This window comes from Candidatus Hydrogenedens sp., assembly GCA_035361075.1.
Lineage (GTDB): Bacteria > Hydrogenedentota > Hydrogenedentia > Hydrogenedentales > Hydrogenedentaceae > Hydrogenedens.
Map to the genome: position 1 here is coordinate 13,116 of DAOSBX010000038.1, position 20,792 is coordinate 33,907.

General features: G+C 40.0%; 33 protein-coding genes. 1 reads left to right on the top strand and 32 read right to left on the bottom strand.

All coding sequences use genetic code 11. The annotated features are described in order from the left end of the window. Nucleotides 1-93 precede the first annotated feature (93 nt). On the top strand, nucleotides 94-1,485 hold the full coding sequence (locus PLJ10_10945; protein HOK10162.1) for an OFA family MFS transporter: 1,392 nt from the start codon (nucleotides 94-96) through the stop codon (nucleotides 1,483-1,485). A gap of 77 nt (nucleotides 1,486-1,562) precedes the next feature. Here the strand turns inward: PLJ10_10945 and PLJ10_10950 are convergent, their stop codons facing one another. The 32 genes from PLJ10_10950 to rpsJ form a co-directional block, all read right to left on the bottom strand. After that, nucleotides 1,563-3,032 carry an O-antigen ligase family protein gene (locus PLJ10_10950; GenBank protein ID HOK10163.1) on the bottom strand — a complete coding sequence of 490 codons (1,470 nt, stop codon included), beginning with the start codon at nucleotides 3,030-3,032 and terminating at the stop codon, nucleotides 1,563-1,565. A 94-nt stretch (nucleotides 3,033-3,126) separates the two neighbouring features. Continuing rightward, nucleotides 3,127-4,857 (bottom strand): methionine--tRNA ligase, encoded by a 1,731-nt coding sequence (gene metG, locus PLJ10_10955; protein HOK10164.1) that lies wholly within the window; start codon nucleotides 4,855-4,857, stop codon nucleotides 3,127-3,129. A gap of 68 nt (nucleotides 4,858-4,925) precedes the next feature. Further along, on the bottom strand, nucleotides 4,926-5,699 hold the full coding sequence (locus tag PLJ10_10960; protein HOK10165.1) for a sugar phosphate isomerase/epimerase: 774 nt from the start codon (nucleotides 5,697-5,699) through the stop codon (nucleotides 4,926-4,928). A gap of 18 nt (nucleotides 5,700-5,717) precedes the next feature. Continuing rightward, complete coding sequence (locus PLJ10_10965; protein ID HOK10166.1) at nucleotides 5,718-6,488, bottom strand: sugar phosphate isomerase/epimerase; 771 nt, start codon at nucleotides 6,486-6,488, stop codon at nucleotides 5,718-5,720. 15 nt (nucleotides 6,489-6,503) lie between these two features. Further along, entirely contained in the window at nucleotides 6,504-6,893 is a 390-nt protein-coding gene (rplQ, locus tag PLJ10_10970) for a 50S ribosomal protein L17 (protein ID HOK10167.1), read from the bottom strand. A 28-nt stretch (nucleotides 6,894-6,921) separates the two neighbouring features. Further along, entirely contained in the window at nucleotides 6,922-8,010 is a 1,089-nt protein-coding gene (locus PLJ10_10975; GenBank protein HOK10168.1) for a DNA-directed RNA polymerase subunit alpha, read from the bottom strand. Nucleotides 8,011-8,079: 69 nt separating this feature from the next. Continuing rightward, a complete protein-coding gene (gene rpsK / locus PLJ10_10980) occupies nucleotides 8,080-8,478 on the bottom strand; it encodes a 30S ribosomal protein S11 (GenBank protein ID HOK10169.1) in 399 nt (132 codons plus the stop codon). A gap of 35 nt (nucleotides 8,479-8,513) precedes the next feature. Beyond that, nucleotides 8,514-8,879, bottom strand: coding sequence for a 30S ribosomal protein S13 (rpsM, locus tag PLJ10_10985; GenBank protein ID HOK10170.1), 366 nt, complete (start codon nucleotides 8,877-8,879; stop codon nucleotides 8,514-8,516). 20 nt (nucleotides 8,880-8,899) lie between these two features. Continuing rightward, nucleotides 8,900-9,013 carry a 50S ribosomal protein L36 gene (gene rpmJ, locus PLJ10_10990; GenBank protein HOK10171.1) on the bottom strand — a complete coding sequence of 38 codons (114 nt, stop codon included), beginning with the start codon at nucleotides 9,011-9,013 and terminating at the stop codon, nucleotides 8,900-8,902. An 18-nt stretch (nucleotides 9,014-9,031) separates the two neighbouring features. Further along, the gene (gene infA, locus PLJ10_10995) at nucleotides 9,032-9,268 is read right to left on the bottom strand and encodes a translation initiation factor IF-1 (protein ID HOK10172.1); all 237 of its coding nucleotides are present in this window, start codon (nucleotides 9,266-9,268) and stop codon (nucleotides 9,032-9,034) included. Between the two features lie 23 nt (nucleotides 9,269-9,291). Further along, nucleotides 9,292-10,068: a type I methionyl aminopeptidase gene (gene map / locus PLJ10_11000; GenBank protein HOK10173.1), complete on the bottom strand. Its 777-nt coding sequence runs from the start codon at nucleotides 10,066-10,068 to the stop codon at nucleotides 9,292-9,294. 105 nt (nucleotides 10,069-10,173) lie between these two features. Further along, the gene (gene secY, locus PLJ10_11005) at nucleotides 10,174-11,505 is read right to left on the bottom strand and encodes a preprotein translocase subunit SecY (GenBank protein ID HOK10174.1); all 1,332 of its coding nucleotides are present in this window, start codon (nucleotides 11,503-11,505) and stop codon (nucleotides 10,174-10,176) included. 13 nt (nucleotides 11,506-11,518) lie between these two features. Continuing rightward, nucleotides 11,519-12,007: a 50S ribosomal protein L15 gene (gene rplO, locus PLJ10_11010; GenBank protein HOK10175.1), complete on the bottom strand. Its 489-nt coding sequence runs from the start codon at nucleotides 12,005-12,007 to the stop codon at nucleotides 11,519-11,521. 31 nt (nucleotides 12,008-12,038) lie between these two features. Next, the gene (rpsE, locus tag PLJ10_11015; protein ID HOK10176.1) at nucleotides 12,039-12,566 is read right to left on the bottom strand and encodes a 30S ribosomal protein S5; all 528 of its coding nucleotides are present in this window, start codon (nucleotides 12,564-12,566) and stop codon (nucleotides 12,039-12,041) included. Nucleotides 12,567-12,607: 41 nt separating this feature from the next. Then, entirely contained in the window at nucleotides 12,608-12,961 is a 354-nt protein-coding gene (gene rplR, locus PLJ10_11020) for a 50S ribosomal protein L18 (protein HOK10177.1), read from the bottom strand. Nucleotides 12,962-12,981: 20 nt separating this feature from the next. Then, nucleotides 12,982-13,518, bottom strand: a complete 537-nt coding sequence (gene rplF, locus PLJ10_11025) for a 50S ribosomal protein L6 (GenBank protein ID HOK10178.1) — start codon at nucleotides 13,516-13,518, stop codon at nucleotides 12,982-12,984. Nucleotides 13,519-13,553: 35 nt separating this feature from the next. After that, entirely contained in the window at nucleotides 13,554-13,952 is a 399-nt protein-coding gene (gene rpsH / locus PLJ10_11030; GenBank protein ID HOK10179.1) for a 30S ribosomal protein S8, read from the bottom strand. A 23-nt stretch (nucleotides 13,953-13,975) separates the two neighbouring features. Further along, nucleotides 13,976-14,161: a type Z 30S ribosomal protein S14 gene (locus PLJ10_11035; GenBank protein HOK10180.1), complete on the bottom strand. Its 186-nt coding sequence runs from the start codon at nucleotides 14,159-14,161 to the stop codon at nucleotides 13,976-13,978. Between the two features lie 11 nt (nucleotides 14,162-14,172). After that, complete coding sequence (gene rplE, locus PLJ10_11040; protein HOK10181.1) at nucleotides 14,173-14,718, bottom strand: 50S ribosomal protein L5; 546 nt, start codon at nucleotides 14,716-14,718, stop codon at nucleotides 14,173-14,175. Between the two features lie 16 nt (nucleotides 14,719-14,734). Beyond that, nucleotides 14,735-15,046, bottom strand: coding sequence for a 50S ribosomal protein L24 (gene rplX / locus PLJ10_11045; protein ID HOK10182.1), 312 nt, complete (start codon nucleotides 15,044-15,046; stop codon nucleotides 14,735-14,737). Nucleotides 15,047-15,063: 17 nt separating this feature from the next. Further along, nucleotides 15,064-15,432, bottom strand: a complete 369-nt coding sequence (rplN, locus tag PLJ10_11050) for a 50S ribosomal protein L14 (protein ID HOK10183.1) — start codon at nucleotides 15,430-15,432, stop codon at nucleotides 15,064-15,066. Then, nucleotides 15,429-15,803 (bottom strand): 30S ribosomal protein S17, encoded by a 375-nt coding sequence (rpsQ, locus tag PLJ10_11055; GenBank protein ID HOK10184.1) that lies wholly within the window; start codon nucleotides 15,801-15,803, stop codon nucleotides 15,429-15,431. The genes rplN and rpsQ overlap by 4 nt, the downstream gene beginning before the upstream one ends. 29 nt (nucleotides 15,804-15,832) lie before the next feature. After that, on the bottom strand, nucleotides 15,833-16,063 hold the full coding sequence (gene rpmC / locus PLJ10_11060; protein ID HOK10185.1) for a 50S ribosomal protein L29: 231 nt from the start codon (nucleotides 16,061-16,063) through the stop codon (nucleotides 15,833-15,835). Nucleotides 16,064-16,087: 24 nt separating this feature from the next. Continuing rightward, entirely contained in the window at nucleotides 16,088-16,495 is a 408-nt protein-coding gene (gene rplP / locus PLJ10_11065) for a 50S ribosomal protein L16 (protein ID HOK10186.1), read from the bottom strand. Between the two features lie 21 nt (nucleotides 16,496-16,516). Then, nucleotides 16,517-17,248 carry a 30S ribosomal protein S3 gene (gene rpsC / locus PLJ10_11070; protein HOK10187.1) on the bottom strand — a complete coding sequence of 244 codons (732 nt, stop codon included), beginning with the start codon at nucleotides 17,246-17,248 and terminating at the stop codon, nucleotides 16,517-16,519. Nucleotides 17,249-17,260: 12 nt separating this feature from the next. Continuing rightward, on the bottom strand, nucleotides 17,261-17,641 hold the full coding sequence (gene rplV / locus PLJ10_11075) for a 50S ribosomal protein L22 (protein ID HOK10188.1): 381 nt from the start codon (nucleotides 17,639-17,641) through the stop codon (nucleotides 17,261-17,263). Between the two features lie 10 nt (nucleotides 17,642-17,651). Continuing rightward, complete coding sequence (gene rpsS / locus PLJ10_11080; protein ID HOK10189.1) at nucleotides 17,652-17,921, bottom strand: 30S ribosomal protein S19; 270 nt, start codon at nucleotides 17,919-17,921, stop codon at nucleotides 17,652-17,654. A gap of 17 nt (nucleotides 17,922-17,938) precedes the next feature. Beyond that, on the bottom strand, nucleotides 17,939-18,760 hold the full coding sequence (gene rplB / locus PLJ10_11085) for a 50S ribosomal protein L2 (protein ID HOK10190.1): 822 nt from the start codon (nucleotides 18,758-18,760) through the stop codon (nucleotides 17,939-17,941). Nucleotides 18,761-18,772: 12 nt separating this feature from the next. Next, nucleotides 18,773-19,066 carry a 50S ribosomal protein L23 gene (gene rplW / locus PLJ10_11090; GenBank protein HOK10191.1) on the bottom strand — a complete coding sequence of 98 codons (294 nt, stop codon included), beginning with the start codon at nucleotides 19,064-19,066 and terminating at the stop codon, nucleotides 18,773-18,775. After that, nucleotides 19,063-19,689 carry a 50S ribosomal protein L4 gene (gene rplD, locus PLJ10_11095; GenBank protein HOK10192.1) on the bottom strand — a complete coding sequence of 209 codons (627 nt, stop codon included), beginning with the start codon at nucleotides 19,687-19,689 and terminating at the stop codon, nucleotides 19,063-19,065. Before rplD ends, rplW begins: the two co-directional genes overlap by 4 nt. Nucleotides 19,690-19,692: 3 nt before the next feature. Next, the gene (gene rplC / locus PLJ10_11100) at nucleotides 19,693-20,334 is read right to left on the bottom strand and encodes a 50S ribosomal protein L3 (GenBank protein ID HOK10193.1); all 642 of its coding nucleotides are present in this window, start codon (nucleotides 20,332-20,334) and stop codon (nucleotides 19,693-19,695) included. A gap of 57 nt (nucleotides 20,335-20,391) precedes the next feature. Continuing rightward, on the bottom strand, nucleotides 20,392-20,697 hold the full coding sequence (gene rpsJ / locus PLJ10_11105) for a 30S ribosomal protein S10 (protein HOK10194.1): 306 nt from the start codon (nucleotides 20,695-20,697) through the stop codon (nucleotides 20,392-20,394). Nucleotides 20,698-20,792: the final 95 nt, after the last annotated feature.

Here is a 20,792-nt window from a genome sequence, read left to right on the forward strand (position 1 = left end):
ACTACTGTTATTTAAAAGAATAAATTAAGAGCCGTGGGAATGAGATACACCTCACGGCTCTTATTTAAAACAATACAATGGAGGGTTATAAACATGAGTGAACAAACGACACAAAATCGCTGGATAGTTGTAATAGGTGCGTTAATTGTCCAGGTTAGTTTAGGTGCAGTTTACATCTGGAGTGTTTTCCAGACACCTTTGAAAGCAGCCTTCCCTACATGGACAGAAACACAAGTGACATATCCATCACAAATAGTATTAGCAGCATTTGCTCTTGCGGTGATTATTGGTGGAAGGATTCAAGACCGTGTTGGACCCCGAATCGTCGGTATCTCGGGAGGACTTATATTAGGCCTTGGGCTAATCCTCGCAAAATTCACACAAAATTTTGCCACTTCCCCAAATATGGCTTTGTATTGGCTTATTTTCTCATTTGCTATTTTAGGTGGTTTAGGTATCGGTTTCGCTTATGTCTGCCCTATTGCCACTTGTGTTAAATGGTTCCCTGATAAACGAGGGCTCATCACTGGATTGGCTGTGGCTGGCTTCGGTGCAGGGGCATTCTTCTTTGCCCCCTTAGCCAAGGCACTAATTTCTGGTGGGGCTTATGAACTAATGACCATTAAGTTATTCACTCTACCTCAAGTAGGAGTTTTTAACACTTTCTTAATATTAGGGATTATTTTCCTTGTTGCGGTAGTTATTGGCTCTTACCTATTAAAGAATCCACCTGCGGGTTATAAACCTGCTGGCTGGAATCCACCTCAACCCACTGGGGGAGCGGGAAGTAGAGTGGATTACACACCTACGGAGATGTTAGCAACTCCTGCATTCTGGCTTTTGTGGATAACCTACTTTGCAGGGTGTGCCGCTGGATTGCAGGTCATAATGAAGGCATCACCTATCTGGCAATCTTTCAGCGTCTCCACAATTACTACACGCCCTATACCCGAAGATATATTTAGCAGTGTAGTATCTCGAGGTGCTATGGCTGTCTCATTAATTGCTATTTTTAATGCAGTAGGACGAATTTTTTGGGGTAAGGTGTCAGACAACATCGGAAGAAAAGCCACATTGGTTATTATGTTCCTCCTGTGCGGTGTTGCCATGTTGATACTAAATTATTTAAGGGTATACCCCTTATACATCCTTGGGATTGGAGTTGTAGGACTTTGTTTTGGTGGTTACCTTGCCTTATATCCTGCTGTTATTACAGATTATTATGGAACAAAGAACGTGGGTATTAATTACGGTTTGATGTTTACAGCTTATGGTGCAGGTGGTCTTGCGGGTCCTTATCTTGCAGCCCGATTAATGCAGGTAGCAGAAAAGGTTCCCTATTTAGTCACAGAAAAAGGGGCACAACTTACTAAAGAGTTTGCATTGGGCAGTTATAGTACAGCGTTCATTGTTAGTGGAATTGCATGCCTTATAGCAGGTGTTGTTATTTTACTTGTTCAACCACCCAAATCTGCAAAAAATTAATTCAGCCCTTTAGCATTTGTGAGCAGAGGAAATAAAATATTTTCTCTGCTCTTTATTTTTTAATTCATTTTTTAACTCTAATCTAATACAGGATTTATATCTCGAGTGGATTGTCTTTTTCTTAATTCATCTTCTAAAATTGTAAATATACCAATAGAAAAACTTAGATAAACCTGACCAACAGGATAAGAAAGGCGTGGAAAAGCAAGTGACATCACTACCACCTGTGATACCAAACATGCCCAATACCCGACCCAAAAACCTTTATCTTTATCTGTCCAAAGGATATTAATAAGATAACCACTTTTTGTAAGTATCCCTGCTAAAGCAATTACAATGATACTAAACCCGACAATTCCCCCTTTAAATAACCAATACATCCAAAGATTATGTAATGTTTGGAATGTGGCAAGGGCATATAAATCTTGCCAAAAATTTGATGCTAATCCCATCCCAACAAACTGGCTACCTAAACCTTTCCCTAAGAGTGGGGACTCCATAAAATTTTCGAAGGCACCTGTAATTTCGACTAATCGCGACTGGATTGAGATACCTAATTCCGAATTTGTCCATGATAAAATCTCCATATGGAAAAGAAGCATCAAAGAAAAGAAAACTGCAAATACAGCAAGGACAAAAAGAACAGAAGCAAAAAGTCTTAATCGTGATGGAAGATAAATAATAATAACAATCACAGATGCAAAAAAAACGGTTAAAAGTGCTGTATTCATCATTAAAATAAGAAGGGGAGGTATAAAAAACAAAATAACCACCGCAGATATAATCTTTTTTTTCCATTCCTTAAAATAGAAGAACTGACTTAAAAAGACAACGAACCACAAATCGAAAAGCATGTGTCCATTAAAACGAACCTCCTGAAGACGTAATGGACCTATTTTAGCAGGGACAAATTCCCCCATAAAGTTTTGAAATCGTAATGTTTTACCAGTAATAAGTACATAGATAAAAAGTCCATAAGTAGCAATTGCAATAACAACAGATAGGATAAACAAAATATTTATGGTTTTTTTCAATGAATGAAGTGATTTCCATGCATATGAAAAAATAAAGGCAGTAATTGCAAATACGGGAAACCGAGTTTCAGCCACAACACGATGCCAATCATAGCCAGATAAAAACCCAAGTGTAGCAGTATATACAAAAAATAGTAGGTAAAGAACTACAAAATATAGGAAAAGGCTCCATCGCCAATAAATACGTTCTATCGTAAGATTCACAAAAAAGTTTGCAACAAACATGAAAAGCATAATTTCACGGGGATGTATCTCCAAACCTATTACAGGGAAAATTATAGGAGAAATATAATAATGATTTAAGAAAATGAAAAGGAGAAATATAGTTGCAGAATAATTTAAAGGTAATAAAAGATAGAGAATCGCAAAGGGAAAAACTAATCCAAAAGCAAGTATATAAAGGAATGGTAGTTTTACAACAAACAATAAAGCAAGTAATGCGAAACCATAAACAAGGGTTAATATAAAAACTAAAACGGGAGTTGAAAAAAAGAACACGTTATTTTTAGACACGTTATTACTAAAATCCTGTTGAAACTTCTTTTATGTTTTTATATTACCCTACAATATTATATATTTCCATTTCTAATTAGCAATTAGAAAAAACCTAACTTGCCAATCCTTTTTCGTGTTCTTCTGCTAATTGTTCAATATATTCTTCTTCTAATTTAGGAAACAAGACCTTAGGGGTATTCAATTGGCATGCGGATGGAAGTCGTTCAATACTGTTTTCCCAAATATCTTCTCCACCTTCAGGTCCTTGTTGACGTATTGTTTGGTTCAATATCATACACAGTTCAGCACTTCCATCAGGGATAAATGGAGCCATAAAAATGGATAATGCCTTCACCACTTGTGAACAAACGTATAACGTGGTACCTGTCCGTTGCATATCCGTTTTCCGCGTAGCCCACGGTTGCTTCGAATCAAAATACACATTCGCCTTGCGAGCAAGGTCTACCCACCGCTCTTGAGCAAGCCGAAAACGAAATGTTTCGATGGCTTCAGCAACAGATTCCTTTGCTGATATAATTTCAGCCAACATTCCCTGGTCTATTTCATCCATATCACCAGGCTCGGGTATTTTGCCATCGAAATTTTTCATTATCATAGTTAATGTGCGATGCACAAAATTACCTACAATATCGCATAACTCACCATTATAATGATTCCGAAATTCATCCCAATCAAAATCGGAATCTTTACTTTCGGGCATAATGGAACAAATATAATATCGAATAGCATTTGTGCCTAACTTATCAACAGCCCAAGACACACGAATCATATTGCCTTTCGATTTTGAACCTTTCTCAGACTTGCCTGTTTTGCGGTTATAAATGTTTAAGTATTCATTACCAATGACATTATCCGCAAGAATATAATCATCCTGTCCCATAAGCATCGCTGGGAAAATAACTGCGTGGAACGGAACATTATCCTTACCTATAAAATGAATAAGTCGTGTATCTGAATTCTTCCACCAATCCTGCCAAATATCCGCATCATTATATGTATCGATACCCCATTGCCGTGTATTTGTAACATAACCAATAGGGGCATCAAACCATACATATATTCGCTTATTCTGTGCATCGGGGTGGTCAACAGGAATAGGCACACCCCAATCCGTATCACGTGTAATACAACGAGGTCTTAAATCATTAACCCAGCTCAGGGCAATACCACGAACATTGCTTCTCCATTCTGGATGACTTTCTATCCACTGAAGAAGTCGTTCCTTAAACTTGGGCAGGTCCAAGAACCAGTGCAACGAAGGCTTGAGTATTGGCGAGGAGTTATCACCAGGGATATTCGTCCTCGGATTTACAAGTTCTTTCGCCGTATATTGTGCCCCACATTTCTCACATTCATCGCCATTAGCATCTTCATATCCACATTTGGGGCATTGCCCTTTTACATAGCGGTCGGGTAAAAATCGATTAGTCTGGGTTGAATACCAAAGTTCCATTTCACGTGTGAATATAAACCCTTTGTCATAAAGTTTCCTAAAGAAGGATTGAGTGGTATCAATATGTAAATTCCAAGAGGTTCTACCATATATATCATAAGAAATACCCAACCGCCGAAATGCTTCCGCATTAGCAGTATGATAGCGGTCAATTACATCTTTGGGTGTCGTCCCTTCTTTGAGAGCGGTCAAGGTTATTGGCACACCATATTCATCAGATCCACCAATATATAGAACCTTTCTACCACGTAATCGTTGATAGCGAACATAAATATCGGCAGGAAGACAAGCACCTGCAATATGTCCTAAATGAATATGCCCATTAGCATACGGTAAGGCACTTGTAACTAATATTTTGTTATATCCCATGGTATTATCTCTTCCTTATTATGCAAACCTTATAACACGAACTATGCGAACTTAAAACTGTTTGTTTATTATAAAATAATCGTTGAAAGATAACTCAGACTTTTTTCCGCACTATCTATTGATGTTTTTTCAAAATCTGTATCTTGTTCTATTATCCAGTCGCTTCGGTTAACTTTTGCAATTTTGGACAATAAATCCTGCCAGAGAATTTTTCCCTCATTTCCCAATTCAGTAAACATTAATGGATTTACAGAACGAACATCTTTAAGATGGAATAAAGCAATACGCTCATTATATCTTTGCACAATATCCCAAGGGTCTTGATGTGTCGCCACATAAGCCCACCCAATATCTAACTCAAGTGAAACATGAGGAGCTAAGTTAATAAGGTTATCCAATAAATAACCATTCCCCGAGGTCACAAGTTCATGAGCATGATTGTGATAAGATAAAGCTACCCCTTGTTCTTCAGCCTGTATGCCTAATTGCTCCAATTGGCTTAACACTTGTGATAATATTGCTTCATCCTGCCATATTTGAGGGTCTATCCAAGGAACAACAATTTTATTTATACCCACTGCTTTTGCATTACTAAAAATATCATTTGGATTCTGCTGTAGCAAAAGGAAATCAACATGCATACTGATCGGAGTAAGGCTGTATTTATTTAATCTTTCTACAAATTCAAAGATAGACCTCTCCCCTATATCTGCTATTTCCACATACGAATATCCTATTTCTTTCAGCTTTTGGAAAGTCGCTTCCAAATTCTTTGATAACTCATCACGAACTGTATAAAGTTGGATAGCAATTTTACGGGAATTTGAGGAATTCGGTGTCATAGATTTTACTTTATGTTATTAGGATGAAAGACGTTTTTTCAGGAAATTGTAGCTTTCCGAAACTTCTTCAAAAATATCACCTTGAAATGAGTCCTGCTCATAAAAATACCATTCTACTTGGGCTGTCTTTGCTGAGGGTAAAATCTCATCCCAATTTAAGTCACCCTTCCCTAAGGGAACAATTACATGCTTCTTCCCTATTGCCTTTTTCTCTATACGAACATCTTTAACATGAATTACTGGACACCGTTTAGGATATTTTTTCAACCAGTTAGCAGGATTTGAACCACCAACATAAATCCATGCTAAATCAAATTCCGCATACAGGTTATCTGCACATGTTGACTGTAATAACATATCAAGTTTGGAAACGGATTGATTTGGAAACGGTTGTAATTCCCAGTCATGATTGTGATATGACAATCGCAAATTCTTCAAGCGGAGGCGTGCTCCTAATGCATCAAGTCGAGCACATCCTTTTAACCACACTTCAGAATTTGCACGACAATCAGACATCATCCCACCCGGAGCAAGATCCGTAACACCGACTGTCTGCCAGAACTGAACCTGTTCATCAAAGTTTTTTTCAAACTCTTCTATACTAATGTGAGCAGATATCGCCTTCAAACCTGCATTATCTAATGCATTTCGAATTTCATTTGCTGGTAGGTCTGGCATTCCACTCCACTGTACATATTCAAACCCTATTTCACGAACCTTTTTAAGTGTACCCTGCAAATCTTTCTTGGCAGGTTCACGAACACTATAAAGTTGCAACCCAAACCGCATATATATTCCCTTGCTCTATTTCTTTGTAGGTTTTGCTTCTTTCTTTTCAACCATATCAATTATCTCAACTCGTGCTAACGGTGAACCATCACCCAAACGATGGTCCAAACGAAGGATACGTGTATATCCACCTGGTCTCTCTGCACATGCGGGACCAATCTCTTTAAATAATCGTGTTACTACATCGTTGTCTCGTAGTCGTGCAAAGGCTAACCGTCTGTGATGTACCGTATCCTCCTTAGCGAGGGTGATGATTGGCTCTGCAAATTGTCTCAGTTCTTTAGCCTTCATCAGACCAGTTTCAATAGCATCATGGCGGAATAAGGCACACATAAGACTACGCATTAGAGCCTCTCTATGAGATGTATTTCTACCCAATCGGCGTCCTGCTTTACGATGTCGCATTTTATAACTCCTTCACATTCTTATTAATTTAGTCTTCCTGTTCTTCTTTTATCATTGTCTCAGCAATAAAATCTTCCGAGTCGCTTACTCCACCTTGAACCCCAGGCTCATGGAAATCTACACGACCTTGTTTACCACGTCCGTGTCCTTTCTCCTTTTTCGTTCCCAACGATAAGCCATATTTGTCAAGAACCTCTTTTACCTTTAACAATGTTGTGGTTCCCAAATTCGGCAGACGTGACAAAGATTCTTCTGAATAAGTTATCAACTCACCGAGTGTTTTAATTCTCGCATTACGGAAACAATTAAGAGCCCGTTGTGGAAATTCAACTTGTTCAATAGGTTTCAATAACAATGCATCTAATTTTTGTTTTTCGAGAAGTTCTTCTCGTTCTTCTTCCTCTTCACTTTTCAACTTTATTTTCTCCTGCTTAACAAAAATCCTGAGATGGTCAATTAATAAGGAAGAAGCCTCTTCTAATGCCTTTTCAGGGGTAATAGAGCCATTAGTCCAAATGTCAAGGATAAGACGGTCATAATCTGTTTTTTGGCCAACTCGTGCATCTTCTACCTGAAAATTTACCTTAATAACGGGAGAAAAGTTAGCATCTAAATAAATTGTCCCACGTTCAGCATGCCCTAATTCTAATTCCTCTGCTGGGATATATCCTCTACCCCGCGATACCTTCACCTCCATCTTTAACTTGGCGTCCGGACGAACCGCAACCGCTATAACATGGTCCGGATTAAACACCTCAACAGGTTGGTTCTTAAATAAATCTTTTGCACAAATTGTTTTTTCACCTGTATGTTCAAATGAAAAAATAAGAGAATCGCCTTGTGTTAGAGAAACCTGGCATCTTTTGAGGTTTAATACTAAGTCCGTTACATCTTCTTGAAAACCGGGGAGTGCTGAAAATTCGTGATAAATTCCTTCAATGTTAATAGCAGTAATGGCACTTCCTTCAAGAGAAGCCAGAAGCACCCTTCGTAATGCATTCCCCACGGTGATACCATATCCCCGTTCGAAGGGTTCCACGATAATACGTGCATAACGTTCATTTGAAGTCGGTTCAAATTGTACCGCTTCCGGAATAATAAAATCTTTCGCTACCATTTGGTTATACCCTTTGAATTTTTGGTTAGGCGTGTTTTGTTATATCTATTCATATTTTAATTTATATTGTTATACTCTTCTTCTCTTACGTGGACGACAACCATTGTGCGGAATAGGAGTCGTATCTTTAATTAACGTAACATTCAGACCCGCTGCCTGAATCGCACGAATAGCAGATTCTCGACCAGCACCGGGACCGTTTACAAAAACACTAACTTCACGCAATCCCATTTCGATAGCACGTTTAGCAGCCTGTTCTGCAGCGAGTTGTGCCGCATAAGCAGTGCTTTTCCGTGAACCGCTAAAGCCTACCTGACCTGCACTGGACCAAGATACGACATTGCCCTGTGGGTCTGTTATTGAAACAATCGTGTTGTTAAATGTTGCTTGAATATAAGCATTTCCAGAGGATACACTTAGAATAATTCTCTTCTTTTTTGCTCTTGATTTTCCTTTGTCTCGTTGCACGGATTATTCTCCTTTTAATTTATTTATATATTGGATTATTTCTTCTTTGAAGCGATTCTACGTGGTCCTTTTCGTGTCCGAGCATTGGTATGAGTCCTCTGGCCACGAACAGGCAACCCTTTCTTATGGCGTGTCCCACGATAGCAACTAATATCCATAAGCCGTTTTATATTTGCGGAAATTTCACGACGCAAATCACCTTCTACTTTGTAATGGCTTTGGATATAGGAAGACAATGTGTTTGCCTGCTCGTCTGTCAAATCTCGCACACGGATATTCGGATTGATATTCGTATTTGCAAGAATCTCACGAGCACGACTCGGACCTATTCCATAAATGTAAGCCAATGCAATTTCTACTCTTTTATCCTTTGGCAAATCAACACCTACAACACGAGCCATTCGTTAGGTCTCCTTTTGGGTTATCCCTGTTTTTGTTTATGTTTTGGATTGTCACAAATAACACGGACTTGACCGTGTCTGCGAATAATTTTGCATTTCTCACATATCTTTTTAACTGAGCTTCTTACCTTCATAGTTACACCACTTTCTTTTTAACCGTTAACGGGTCCTGATTGTTTAAAACGATATGTTATTCTTCCGCGTGTAAGGTCATAAGGCGACATCTCCACCTTTACCTTATCACCCGGTAATATACGGATGAAATTCATCCGCATCTTTCCTGATACATGTGCAAGTATCGTATGCCCATTCTTTAACTGCACACGAAACATACAGTTAGGTAAGGGCTCCATTACGATACCTTCAACTTCAATTGGTTTTTCTTTCATATATTTATATAAAAACTCTTTATCTAATTAGTTCGTTGTCCCCATACAAGTCGTTCGCTTGTAGACAGAATTTCTCCTCTGTCTTTGCGAACTACAATACTATGTTCAAAATGAGCACTTGGCAATCCATCCTGTGTTACAGCTGTCCAACCATCATCCAAAATTCGGATGCCTGATGTGCCCATATTAACCATAGGCTCAATGGCAAGAACCATTCCTGCCCTTAATCGGACACCCGGTCTACCAGTATCAAAGTTCGGAATTTGGAGAGGCTCATGCATTTCAGTGCCAATGCCGTGCCCTACAAAATCACGAACCACAGAAAAACCTTCTTTTTTACATGTATTCTCTATCACTTTGCCAATATCGTTAATAGTATTTCCTTCTTTTGCTTCCGCAATTGCACGCGAAAGTGCCAGGTCAGTTGTATCTATTAACTTTTTCCGTTGAGAATCAACATTGCCACACGGGACGGTTACCGCAGCGTCGCCGTAATATCCACAATAACATGTGCCAACATCGATACTCACAATTTCTCCTTCTTTTAATGTTCGTTTCCCAGGAATACCATGAACTACTTCGTTCTCTATTGAGATACATGTCGCCGATGGATAGCCACGATACCCTTTGAACGATGGGACTGCCCCACGTTCACGTATCATTTCTTCGGCAATCCTATCCAACTCTTTCGTTGTTATTCCCGGTCTTATGTTCTCTGCCAAAGTAGCTAAAACCTCAGCAACAATCTGATTTGCGGTACGGAGCAGTTCAATCTCCCATTCAGAGCGAATTACAACCATACCACATTTAGCTACCTTTACAAAGTAAGGGGTTATATTATAACAACTTACACATTTATATATCAACATAAAAGAGGAGAATCGCTCCTCTTTTAAATTCAAAAATTAAAACATTCTACGGGAACGAATGCGTCCTGCCTTCCCGCTAAATCCGTCATAATGTCGCATCAATAAGTGTTGCTCAATTTGTTTAATTGTATCTAATGCGACACCTACCAATATTAGCAAACTTGTTCCACCAAAGAACTGTACTATTGTCCAATCAGGCACTTTGATAAAGAAATAAACAGCCTCAGGAAGAAGCGCAATAACTGCAAGGAATATAGAACCCGCAAGGGTAATCCGTGTCATAATATGATTCAGATATTCCGCTGTCGCTTTGCCCGGACGAACACCGACAATAACACCTCCATATTTCTTCATATTATCTGCAATTTCAACCGGATTGAATGTAATGGCCGTGTAGAAAAATGAGAAGAAAATAATCAGTCCACCATAACATATTGCATATCCAATATTACCAGGATAAAACAGTTGTCGGATAATCCATTCAAGAATGGGTACTCGAATGGTATCCCCTAAGTAAGCAGGAAGAGATAAAATAGAACTTGCAAATATGATAGGAATAACACCTGCTTGATTTACCCGAAGAGGCAAATAGGTTTTTTGCCCGCCGGAAACTCTTTTCCCTTTTACCTGTCTCGGATACTGAACCGGAATACGTCTCTGCCCAGTGGTTATTGCAATAGCACCAGCTATCACAGCAACCATTAAGAAGACAAGGATTAATGCCTGAAACATATTCAATTGCTTTGAGACAAAAACCAACTGGAAAAGATGCCTCAATGCTGCCGGCATTCGTGAAACAATACTTGTAAAAATAATCAAGGACATTCCATTACCTATACCAAATTCACTAACCTGCTCACCGATCCACATCACAAACGCAGCACCTGTTGTAAACGATAAAACACAGGTAAAAATAAATACAGGTCCCGGATTAGGAACAATTTCCCTACCTAATCCTTGCAGAAACCACGCAATACCTATCGACTGTATAACACAAAGGACAATTGTTCCATAACGCGTATAATCATTAATCTTCTGTTGACCTTGTTGCCCTTCCTTTTGTAATTTTTCCAATGCTGGAATAATAGGGATAAGCAATGAGAGAATAATTGATGCTGTAATATATGGCATAATACCTAATGTAAATACTGTAGCCCGTGCAAATGCACCCCCACTAAACATATCATAAAAACCAAGCAACCCACCACCTTGACTAATCTTTTGAGCTAATGCCGCTCCATCAATACCGGGTGCCGGCACATGACAACCGAGACGGTATATAGCCAGCATGATAAGGGTAAAAATAATTCGGCTTTTTAATTCCGGTATTTTGAATGCATTTTTAAACGCCTCGATAGGTTGAGACACCGGCTTACTCCTCTTATCTTACATTTTGTGTTGCAACTTCTTCATTTTTTTCCACGATGGGTTTTATTGTAATCGTTCCACCAGCACTTTCTATTTTTTGCTTTGCTGACGGAGAAACTGCCTGGGCTATAATGTTCAACGGCTTCGTTAATTCACCTTTACCTAAAATCTTAACTCCACCACGTTCTTTCTTAGCCAAACCTTTTTTGATTAAATCTTCAGCCGTTATTGTTACACCTGTATCAAAGTATTTCTCTAACAACTCAATATTCACAATAGACATCTTAATCCGTTTGATATGGTGGAAACCTCTCTTTGGTAGACGGCGATGCAATGGCATTTGCCCACCTTCAAATCCAGGATTTTTAGCATAACCTGAACGTGATTGAGCACCTTTATGGCCACGGCATGACGTCTTACCATGTCCAGAACTTGGTCCTCTACCGACTCTCTTCTTTCTTTTTCTTGTTCCTGATGTATAGGTTAATGCATGTAGTTCCATACTATTTCATCCTCTAATTAATTCAAATTCTTTATACTTCCTTTGTTTTTGCTTTTCTTTGTAAACCTAAGCCTCGAATTTGCAATATCTCTTCTCGTGTTTTTAATTGCTTTAATCCATTCAAAGTCGCCCAGATAACATTCACAGATGTGTTTGAACCTAAGGACTTCGTTAACACATTAGAATAACCTGCCGCTTCCAACACCGCACGTACTGGACCTCCTGCTACGATACCTGTTCCTCTCGCTGCAGGCTTGAGTAATACTCGTGCCGCATCTGCTCTACCTAATACTTCATGCGGGATTGTCGTTTCAACGATAGGAACCTTAAACATGTTCTTCTTCGCTTTTTCAGTTGCCTTACGAATAGCGTCGACCGTTTCACCAGCTTTCCCGATAGCTGCACCTATTTGCCCTTTACCATCACCAACAACAACAAGTGCCGAAAAGCTAAACCGTTTACCACCTTTTACAACTTTGGCAACACGACTCACACGAATTACTTGTTCGATATACTCTGTTTGTTGTTGTTCTAAAACTGGACTTTCTTCTTCTTCCATCATTCTTCTTGGTTTTCTTTCCATCATAATCTTTCTTCTCCTTAGAATTTTAATCCAACTTCACGGGCTGCATCTGCAAGTGCTTTAACTCTACCATGATAGAGGTGTCCGCCACGGTCAAACGCTACCTGGGTTATTGACAGATCGAGTGCTTTCTTTGCAAGGGCACTGCCCACCTGTTTTGCAGCGTCAATATTTCCACCTTTAATTTTCAACTGCACAGAGGACATAGCAACCAATGTTCGCCCTTGTGTATCGTCAATTAACTGAGCATAAATATGATTCAATGTTTTTGTAACACGTAATCTTGGTCGTTCTGGTGTTCCGAAAACCTTTTTTCGAACTCTCTTTTTACGTCGTTCTAAACAAAATATTTTTTCATGAATCTTTTTCATATATTATATCCCTATATATGTTATTTACCTGACTTTGTCTCTTTACGTCTTATACGTTCATAGTCATAACGAATGCCTTTACCTTTATAAGGTTCAGGTTTTCGCAGAGCACGAATATCTGCAGCAACCTGTCCGACAAGTTCCTTATCTATCCCTGAAATACGAATGGTCTGAGGATTATCCACCGTAAAGGTTATTCCCGGCGGCGGTTCTACACTTACTGGATGACTAAACCCAAGTGTCATATTTAAATTTTTCCCTTGCAACGATGCACGATATCCAACACCTTCAATCAGCAAGGTTTTCTGATATCCCTGAGTAACACCAATTATCATATTATGAATCAGGACCCGTGTTAAGCCATGCAGTGCTTTATGCTCTTTCTTATCGCTGGGTCTTTGCACAATAATTTGTTTATCCTCAATTATGATATTAACATCAGGATGGAAAGTTCGCTGTAATGTTCCTTTGGGTCCCGTTACTTTCAGGGTATTCCCTTGAAGTTCACATTTAACTCCATCAGGAATGGGTACCGGTAATTTACCTATCCGAGACACTTTTTATCCCTTTCTATTTATCTTGTAATTTTTTATTACCATACTTCACAAATAATTTCACCACCAACCTTTTGCTTCTTGGCATCACGCCCTGTCATAACACCTAAAGGCGTTGACACAATCTGTATACCAAAACCGCTACGTACAGGCTTCAAAGAACGGTAACCTGCATAACTACGAATACTGGGACGACTCACCCGACGTATTCCCTGAATCACAGAACGGCGGTCTTTGGTATATTTCAATTGGATACGTAACTGGGGTTTATTGTCTTCAGATTCCAACTGGTAATCACCAATAAACCCTTCCTTTTTAAGAACACGACAAATCTCTATTTTCACACGAGAAGCAGGTATCGTTACAGACATGTGTCCTGCTTGGATAGCATTTCGTATCCGTGTGAACATATCACTAATTGGGTCATTCATTGACATATCTTTATTACCCTCTTGTTAAATTACCAACTCGATTTCGTTACACCGGGAATCTTCCCCTCTAACGCGAGGGTCCGGAAACATATTCTACAAATCTGAAAATCTCGCATATAAGCTCTCGGCCTACCGCAACGTTTACAACGGTTATAACCCCGAACTTTGAATTTTGGGGGTCGACTCGCTTTAATCATCAAAGATTTTTTAGCCACAATAATTACTCCTATGTTGTAAATGGCATTCCAAACATTCTCAATATTTCACGATTCGCATCAGCAGAGGTTGAGTTCTTAAACACAAAGGTAACATTCATCCCTCTGACGCGTTGAACGCTATCTATATTAATCTCTGGGAATATAGTCTGCTCCTTAATCCCCAAAGTATAATTTCCAAATTCATCAAACGATTTCGTAGGAACCCCACGAAAATCGCGGATACGTGGGATAGCAATATTAAATAAACGATCCATAAACTCATACATCCTGTCACCTCGAAGGGTTACACGGCAACCTATATTTGCTCCTTTACGCAATTTAAAATTAGATACTGACTTCCGTGCCTTGCGGATTTGCGGTTTCTGACCGGTAATAATCGACAGTTCAGACATGGCATTATCCAAAAGCCGAGAATCCTGAGTGGCATCACCCACACCCACATTCACCACGATTTTTTCTAATCGCGGAACTTGCATTATATTTTTATATTGAAATTTTTTCATTGCTTCCGGAACAATGTGTTGAAAATATCTTTCTTTTAACCTTGGAGCCACGACTCAATCTCCTTCTTTAATCTAATGCTTCGCCGGTTGCTTCCCAAACACGCACCCGACGTCCATCTTCTAATCGTTTCATTTTTATCTTTGACGGGGCATTTATTGCTTCACACCATGGTGCTACATTGGAAATATGAATAGGTGCTTCTTTTTGAACAATACCACCTGCTTGATTTCGAGCAGAAGGTTTGGTATGTCGTTTAACTATATTTACACCTTCAACCAGTAGTTGTTGTTTTTTGGGGTAGACTTCCAATACTCTACCCTTCTTCCCTTTATATTTTCCACGAATTACTAATACCGTGTCTTTCTTTCTTATATGCATCGGGCTTACCTCCATTTCTATAAAACTTCCGGAGCCAGGGAAACAATACGCATAAACCCTTTTTCCCGCAGTTCGCGGGCAACAGGTCCAAAAATACGTGTTCCCCGAGGTTCCATTTGATTGTTAAGTATCACTGCTGCATTAGAATCGAATCGGATGGTAGTCCCATCAGGACGTTGAGTGTCACGACGCATGCGGACAATAACCGCTTTTACCACCTCACCTTTCTTAACATTAGAGTTAGGAATTGCTTCTTTCACACTTGCGGTGATAATATCGCCTAAACCCGCATATCTCCGTTTCGAGCTACCCATCACTTGAATAACTCGTATTACACGGGCTCCTGAGTTATCCGCTACTTTTAATCTTGAATATATTTGAATCATTGTGACACTTGCTCCTCTGCCGTTTGTTCTGAGGTTGTTATTGCCTCTAATTCACTTTCATCTATTGCCAAATCACTTTCAATACTTTTTTTCTTTAGAACCTCAGCAGACTGAATAATTTCTACTAACCGCCACCGTTTTGTTTTACTTAACGGACGGCATTCCCGAATCCGAACTACATCGCCAACCTTTGCTTTATTCTCTTCGTCATGGGCTTTGTATTTCTTGGTTCGCTTTATACCCTTCTTATAAAGGGGGTGAAACTTTAAACGTTCCACGCTGACAGTTATCGTCTTATTCATGGCATCACTCGTAACAACTCCAACGAGTTCTTTTTTTATGCCGATAATTTTTTTACTTTCTGAACTCATAGTTCTTTATTCCTGATTCTCCAGTTACTTTATTTATGCTTACGGGTCTTTTTCAATATTTTAGGTTCCTGTGCTAATTCACGCTCACGCAAAATGGTCTTTATGCGTGCAATATCTCTACGGGCAAGACGACCTGCCCGAACGTTATCTACAACTCCCGTAACCAGCTTCAGACGGAAGTTTATCAATTCCTTCTTTTTCTCTTCGAGAAGTGCCATCAATTCTTCGTTCGTTTTTTCTCGTAAATCTTTTGGTTGCATGGTTAAAATCCTCGCCTCCGGGTATTAACTTCGTTTTATAATAGTGGTTTTGATAGGCAATTTATGTCCTGCCAATCGAAATGCTTCTTCAGCCAATTCATGGTCTACACCTTCTACCTCAAACAGGATACGTCCTCTTTTCACAACCGCAACCCATTCTTCCGGTGCTCCTTTACCTTTACCCATTCGTGTTTCTGCTGGCTTCTTTGAAATGGGTTTATCAGGAAATACGCGAACGAAAATCTTTCCGCCACGTTTTAGATGTCTCGTAATTGCAATACGAGCCGCCTCAATTTGGCGAGCAGTTATCCATGCTGTTTGTAATGCTTTTAACCCATATTCGCCAAAATTAACCTCTGTCGCTCCTTTGGATACTCCACGTCTGCGACCTCTTTGCTGTTTTCTATATTTTGTCCTTCTTGGAGATAACATTTATATACTCCTTAACCCTTTTTAGGTTTGTTTACTTCTTGGTGTTCTTTTTCCAGAACCACGTTCCCTACCCGCAGGAGAAACTCGGAACGTTTCAACGCCTGCAACACCGGAAACATACTCTTTCGGTGGGACATCGCCTAAATAAATCCATACTTTCACACCGATAGTCCCATATGTGGTAAAACTGGTCGCTGTGCCATAATCTACCCACGCCCTCAACGTATGCAGAGGGACACTTCCTTCATGGGTTTGTTCTGCACGTGCAATTTCCGCACCGTTCAAACGACCCGCAACACGGATACGAATCCCTTTGGCTCCCGCACGGATAGCATTTTCTACGGCACGCTTCATCGCACGACGGAACGACGCACGTTTCTCTATTTGAAGCGCTATATTCTCAGCAACCAATTGTGCATTCAATTCAGGAAGTTTCACTTCCACTATCTGTAAACTTATAATTCGTCCGGGACATAATATTTCTATTTCCGCTTTTAGCTTTTCTAATTCCAGTCCACGTTGACCAATAACTAAACCCGGACGTGCGGTATACACCAAAATCTTTACTCGTTTTCCTGCACGTTCTACATCAACTCGTGCCACACCAGAGGCGAACAGCCTCTTTTTAAGATATTCACGTATCTTAAGGTCTTCATGGAATAACGACGTGTAGTCTCTCTCGTTATACCATACAGAAGACCATTTTTCAATGACTCCTAAACGGAATCCAAATGGATGAACTTTTTGTCCCACGCGTATCTCCTTCTATTTCTTCTTTGCGGGTGTTGTTTTTCTTTCTTCGCCAGCAAGGACGATATGTATATGTGAATGACGATGTCGTATACGAACCGCACGTCCCCGAGGTGCCGCTTGATAGGAACGCGTTATACGTCCCGGGTCCACGCGTATTTCAACTATTTTCATCTCGTCAGTATCTATTCGCACTTTACCTTGTCTCGCCTTCTCCTCTGCATTTGCCACAGCAGACTGTAACAATTTAAGTAAAGGCTCTGCAGAACGTTTCAACGTAAAAGAGAGGATGTCTCTTGCCTCTTGAACTTTACAACCACGTATTAAATCAACCACCAGTCGCACTTTACGTGGCGACATAGGCAAATGTCGTAAATGGGCTTCCGCAAAAATCATGGTTTAACTCCTATTTCTTTTTACTATCCGGATGTCCGTGGAATGTTCGGGTTGGAGCAAACTCACCTAATTTATGCCCAACCATATTTTCTGTAATAAACACAGGAATAAATGATTTTCCGTTATGAACCGCAATCGTCAAACCAACCATCTCTGGGATGACAGTAGAACGACGAGACCATGTACGAATAACCTTGCGGTCACCTGTGCTCTGTTGCTTCATAATTTTATCTAACAGAGACTGGTCAATAAAATAACCTTTTTTTAGTGAACGAGGCACCTTTTATCTCCTACTCATTATTTCTGATTTCTTCGTCTTAATATATATTTATTCGTCCTATGATTTTTCTTCCGTGTCTTATAGCCTTTGGTGGGCTTACCCCACGGTGTAACAGGATGTCTTCCACCACGGGTTCGGCCACCTAAAGGATGGTCTACTGGGTTCATCGTCTCACCACGCACTTTAGGGCGTCGACTTAACCAGCGAGTCCTACCTGCCTTACCAAGGCTAATATTAATATGCTCTTCATTGCCAACAACACCAATAGTCGCACGGCAAATACTTAGCACTCTACGCATCTCACCAGAAGGCATACGTAACACTACAAACCTGCCTTCCTTGGCAAGTAGTTGGCAACTGTTTCCTGCTGAACGGGCAATTTGTCCACCTTTACCCGGCGTTAATTCGACATTATGCACCATCGTCCCTAATGGGATTTTTGCCAGAGGCAGGCAATTTCCAACTTCAAAATCAACATCATCACCACTCATAATGGTTTGGCCTACCGTTAACCCTTGAGGTGCAAGAATATACCTTTTTTCACCATCTACATAAGTAATTAAAGCAATATTTGCAGAACGCATTGGGTCATATTCTATAGCGGTAACTTTTCCGGGGATGCCATCTTTATCACGGCGAAAATCTACAATACGATATAGACGTTTATGACCACCACCGCGTCTGCGAACTGTAATTCTACCTAAATTATTCCTGCCCGCTTTCTGTTTGAACGATATTAACAAACTCTTTTCCGGTTCTTTCTTTGTAAGAGCCGAAAAATCAGCCACCGTCATATGCCTACGAGACGGCGTATATGGTTTAAATCTCTTCAATGGCATATTTTCTTACTCCTAAACGAGTTCTATTTTTTCACCCGGCCGAAGGGTAACAATGGCTTTTTTCCAATTTGCCTTTTTTCCCATCTGACGAGTTCTAAAAGTTCTTCTTGTTTTCCCTTTATAATTCATGGTGTTCACACTCACCACATGAACACCGGGAAACATTTCTTCAATAGCTCTTTTTATTTGAATTTTGTTCGCCTTAGAATCAACCCGAAATGTATACTGATTCGCTTTTGCCGTCTGTATTTGCGACTCTTCTGTTATAACGGGCTTCTTAATTATGTGATAAACTTCCTGACTCATGATAATCTTTCCTCCAATGAAGGAATGGCTTCTTCCTGAATGTATATTTTATATGCCCATAACACATCGTATGCATTAACATCCATCGCAGTTTTTACCTCAACATTAGGAATATTCCGGGTAGAGAGAAGCAGATTCTTATCAATATCCTGTGTGATAAACAGCGTCTTCTTTTTCTCCGGATTAATTCGAGCTAATACTTCCGCAACTGCTTTGGTTTTTATCTGTTCAACTTTTAAACCTGCGATTCCGAAAAGTCGCTGATTTCTTAGCCGGTCACTTAGCGAACTACACAATGCTAATCGCTTCATCTTCACCGGCACATCAATACGATAATCCCGCGGGCGAGGACCGAAAACTATACCACCTCCTCGCATTTGTGGTTCTCGAATACTTCCATGGCGGGCATTTCCTGTCCCTTTTTGACGGTATGGCTTTTTACCTCCGCCACTAACTTCACCACGGTTCTTCGTTTTATGTTGTCCTGTATGAAGGGAACTACGCAACGCTTTTACTACTTCATAAACAAGCGTTTCACGGATAGGCGCATCAAATACTTCCGCCTTTACTTCCCGTTCATACTGTAATTGACCTTGTGTATCGATAACTGGAATTACAGCCATGGCTTATGATTTCCTTTTTATTTTTACGGTATGCTTAATTTCAACTAACTCACCATTTGCTCCTGGGATAGCCCCACGAACTACGAGTAAATTTTTCTCAGGGACAATGTCCACAATCTCTAAATTTTGAACTGTAACTCGAACATTACCCATGTGTCCCGGAAGTCCTTTACCTTTATATACTTCCGCAGGATAGGCACTCTGCCCAATTGAGCCCGGACGACGATGGAAATTAGAACCGTGTGTTCCGGGACCTCCACTGTATCCGAACCTCTTTACAACACCGGCAAAACCTCTGCCCTTCGATTTTCCGGACACATCAACACGGTCACCTATCTTGAAAATATCAAGTTTAACCTCGTCACCGGGTTTAAGAGGGCTATCCGGCTCTACACGTAGTTCTTTTAGAAACCGTTTCGGATTCACCCCAAACTTCTCAAAATGTCCCTTCAGGGGTTTTGTGCAACGTTTCGGTTTTATATCCTCAAAACCGAGTTGAACGGCTTCATAACCATCTTTATCTTTCGTTTTTCGTTGAATGACGACACACGGACCTGCTTGGACCAGAGTCACCTCTATCCACTGTCCATCCTGTGTAAAGATTCGCGTCATTCCTAATTTTTTACCCAGAATTCCCGTTGCCATTCTTGGGATATCCTTACTATTTAATCGTTAAAAATGTTTTCATTGTTTATTACTTCATCACTGCTTAACTTCCACATCAACCCCCGGAGGCAAAGCCAACTTGGTTAATTCTTCAACAGTGGCTTGTCCCGGATTGATGATGTCGATTAATCTCTTATGAACACGCATCTCAAACTGTTCTCTTGACTTTTTATCTACATGCGGACTACGGTTTACTGTATACTTATGAATTTCCATCGGTAAAGGAATAGGACCCCTAACACCGGCACCTGTCTTCTTGGCAACAACAACGATTGCCTTTGCCGATTGGTCTAACAACCGATGGTCATAAGCCTTTAACTTAATTCTCAACTTTACACTCACTTCGTTTTCTCCTATAACCTTGCTTTATTATGCTCAAGGTTTATTATTCGATGATTTTACTTACGACGCCAGCACCAACAGTGCGTCCACCTTCT

Excerpts from the sequence above, each read along its gene's own strand:
- infA (HOK10172.1), bottom strand. The coding sequence starts at position 9,268 with ATGAAAGAAAAACCAATTGAAGTTGAAGGTATCGTAATGGAGCCCTTA.
- map (HOK10173.1), bottom strand. The coding sequence starts at position 10,068 with ATGGTTGTAATTCGCTCTGAATGGGAGATTGAACTGCTCCGTACCGCA.
- rpsM (HOK10170.1), bottom strand. The coding sequence starts at position 8,879 with ATGGCTCGTGTTGTAGGTGTTGATTTGCCAAAGGATAAAAGAGTAGAA.
- PLJ10_10960 (HOK10165.1), bottom strand. The coding sequence starts at position 5,699 with ATGACACCGAATTCCTCAAATTCCCGTAAAATTGCTATCCAACTTTAT.
- rplV (HOK10188.1), bottom strand. The coding sequence starts at position 17,641 with ATGATTTTTGCGGAAGCCCATTTACGACATTTGCCTATGTCGCCACGT.
- rpsH (HOK10179.1), bottom strand. The coding sequence starts at position 13,952 with ATGTCAATGAATGACCCAATTAGTGATATGTTCACACGGATACGAAAT.
- rplP (HOK10186.1), bottom strand. The coding sequence starts at position 16,495 with ATGTTATCTCCAAGAAGGACAAAATATAGAAAACAGCAAAGAGGTCGC.
- rplO (HOK10175.1), bottom strand. The coding sequence starts at position 12,007 with ATGGAACTACATGCATTAACCTATACATCAGGAACAAGAAAAAGAAAG.
- PLJ10_10975 (HOK10168.1), bottom strand. The coding sequence starts at position 8,010 with ATGGTAGCGAAAGATTTTATTATTCCGGAAGCGGTACAATTTGAACCG.
- rplW (HOK10191.1), bottom strand. The coding sequence starts at position 19,066 with ATGAGTCAGGAAGTTTATCACATAATTAAGAAGCCCGTTATAACAGAA.
- rplB (HOK10190.1), bottom strand. The coding sequence starts at position 18,760 with ATGCCATTGAAGAGATTTAAACCATATACGCCGTCTCGTAGGCATATG.
- rpsQ (HOK10184.1), bottom strand. The coding sequence starts at position 15,803 with ATGAGTTCAGAAAGTAAAAAAATTATCGGCATAAAAAAAGAACTCGTT.
- rpmJ (HOK10171.1), bottom strand. The coding sequence starts at position 9,013 with ATGAAGGTAAGAAGCTCAGTTAAAAAGATATGTGAGAAATGCAAAATT.
- rplQ (HOK10167.1), bottom strand. The coding sequence starts at position 6,893 with ATGCGACATCGTAAAGCAGGACGCCGATTGGGTAGAAATACATCTCAT.
- rplD (HOK10192.1), bottom strand. The coding sequence starts at position 19,689 with ATGGCTGTAATTCCAGTTATCGATACACAAGGTCAATTACAGTATGAA.
- rplX (HOK10182.1), bottom strand. The coding sequence starts at position 15,046 with ATGCATATAAGAAAGAAAGACACGGTATTAGTAATTCGTGGAAAATAT.
- PLJ10_10945 (HOK10162.1), top strand. The coding sequence starts at position 94 with ATGAGTGAACAAACGACACAAAATCGCTGGATAGTTGTAATAGGTGCG.
- rpmC (HOK10185.1), bottom strand. The coding sequence starts at position 16,063 with ATGCAACCAAAAGATTTACGAGAAAAAACGAACGAAGAATTGATGGCA.
- rpsE (HOK10176.1), bottom strand. The coding sequence starts at position 12,566 with ATGGAAGAAGAAGAAAGTCCAGTTTTAGAACAACAACAAACAGAGTAT.
- PLJ10_10965 (HOK10166.1), bottom strand. The coding sequence starts at position 6,488 with ATGCGGTTTGGGTTGCAACTTTATAGTGTTCGTGAACCTGCCAAGAAA.
- rplC (HOK10193.1), bottom strand. The coding sequence starts at position 20,334 with ATGGCAACGGGAATTCTGGGTAAAAAATTAGGAATGACGCGAATCTTT.
- metG (HOK10164.1), bottom strand. The coding sequence starts at position 4,857 with ATGGGATATAACAAAATATTAGTTACAAGTGCCTTACCGTATGCTAAT.
- rplN (HOK10183.1), bottom strand. The coding sequence starts at position 15,432 with ATGATTCAAATATATTCAAGATTAAAAGTAGCGGATAACTCAGGAGCC.
- rplR (HOK10177.1), bottom strand. The coding sequence starts at position 12,961 with ATGAAAAAGATTCATGAAAAAATATTTTGTTTAGAACGACGTAAAAAG.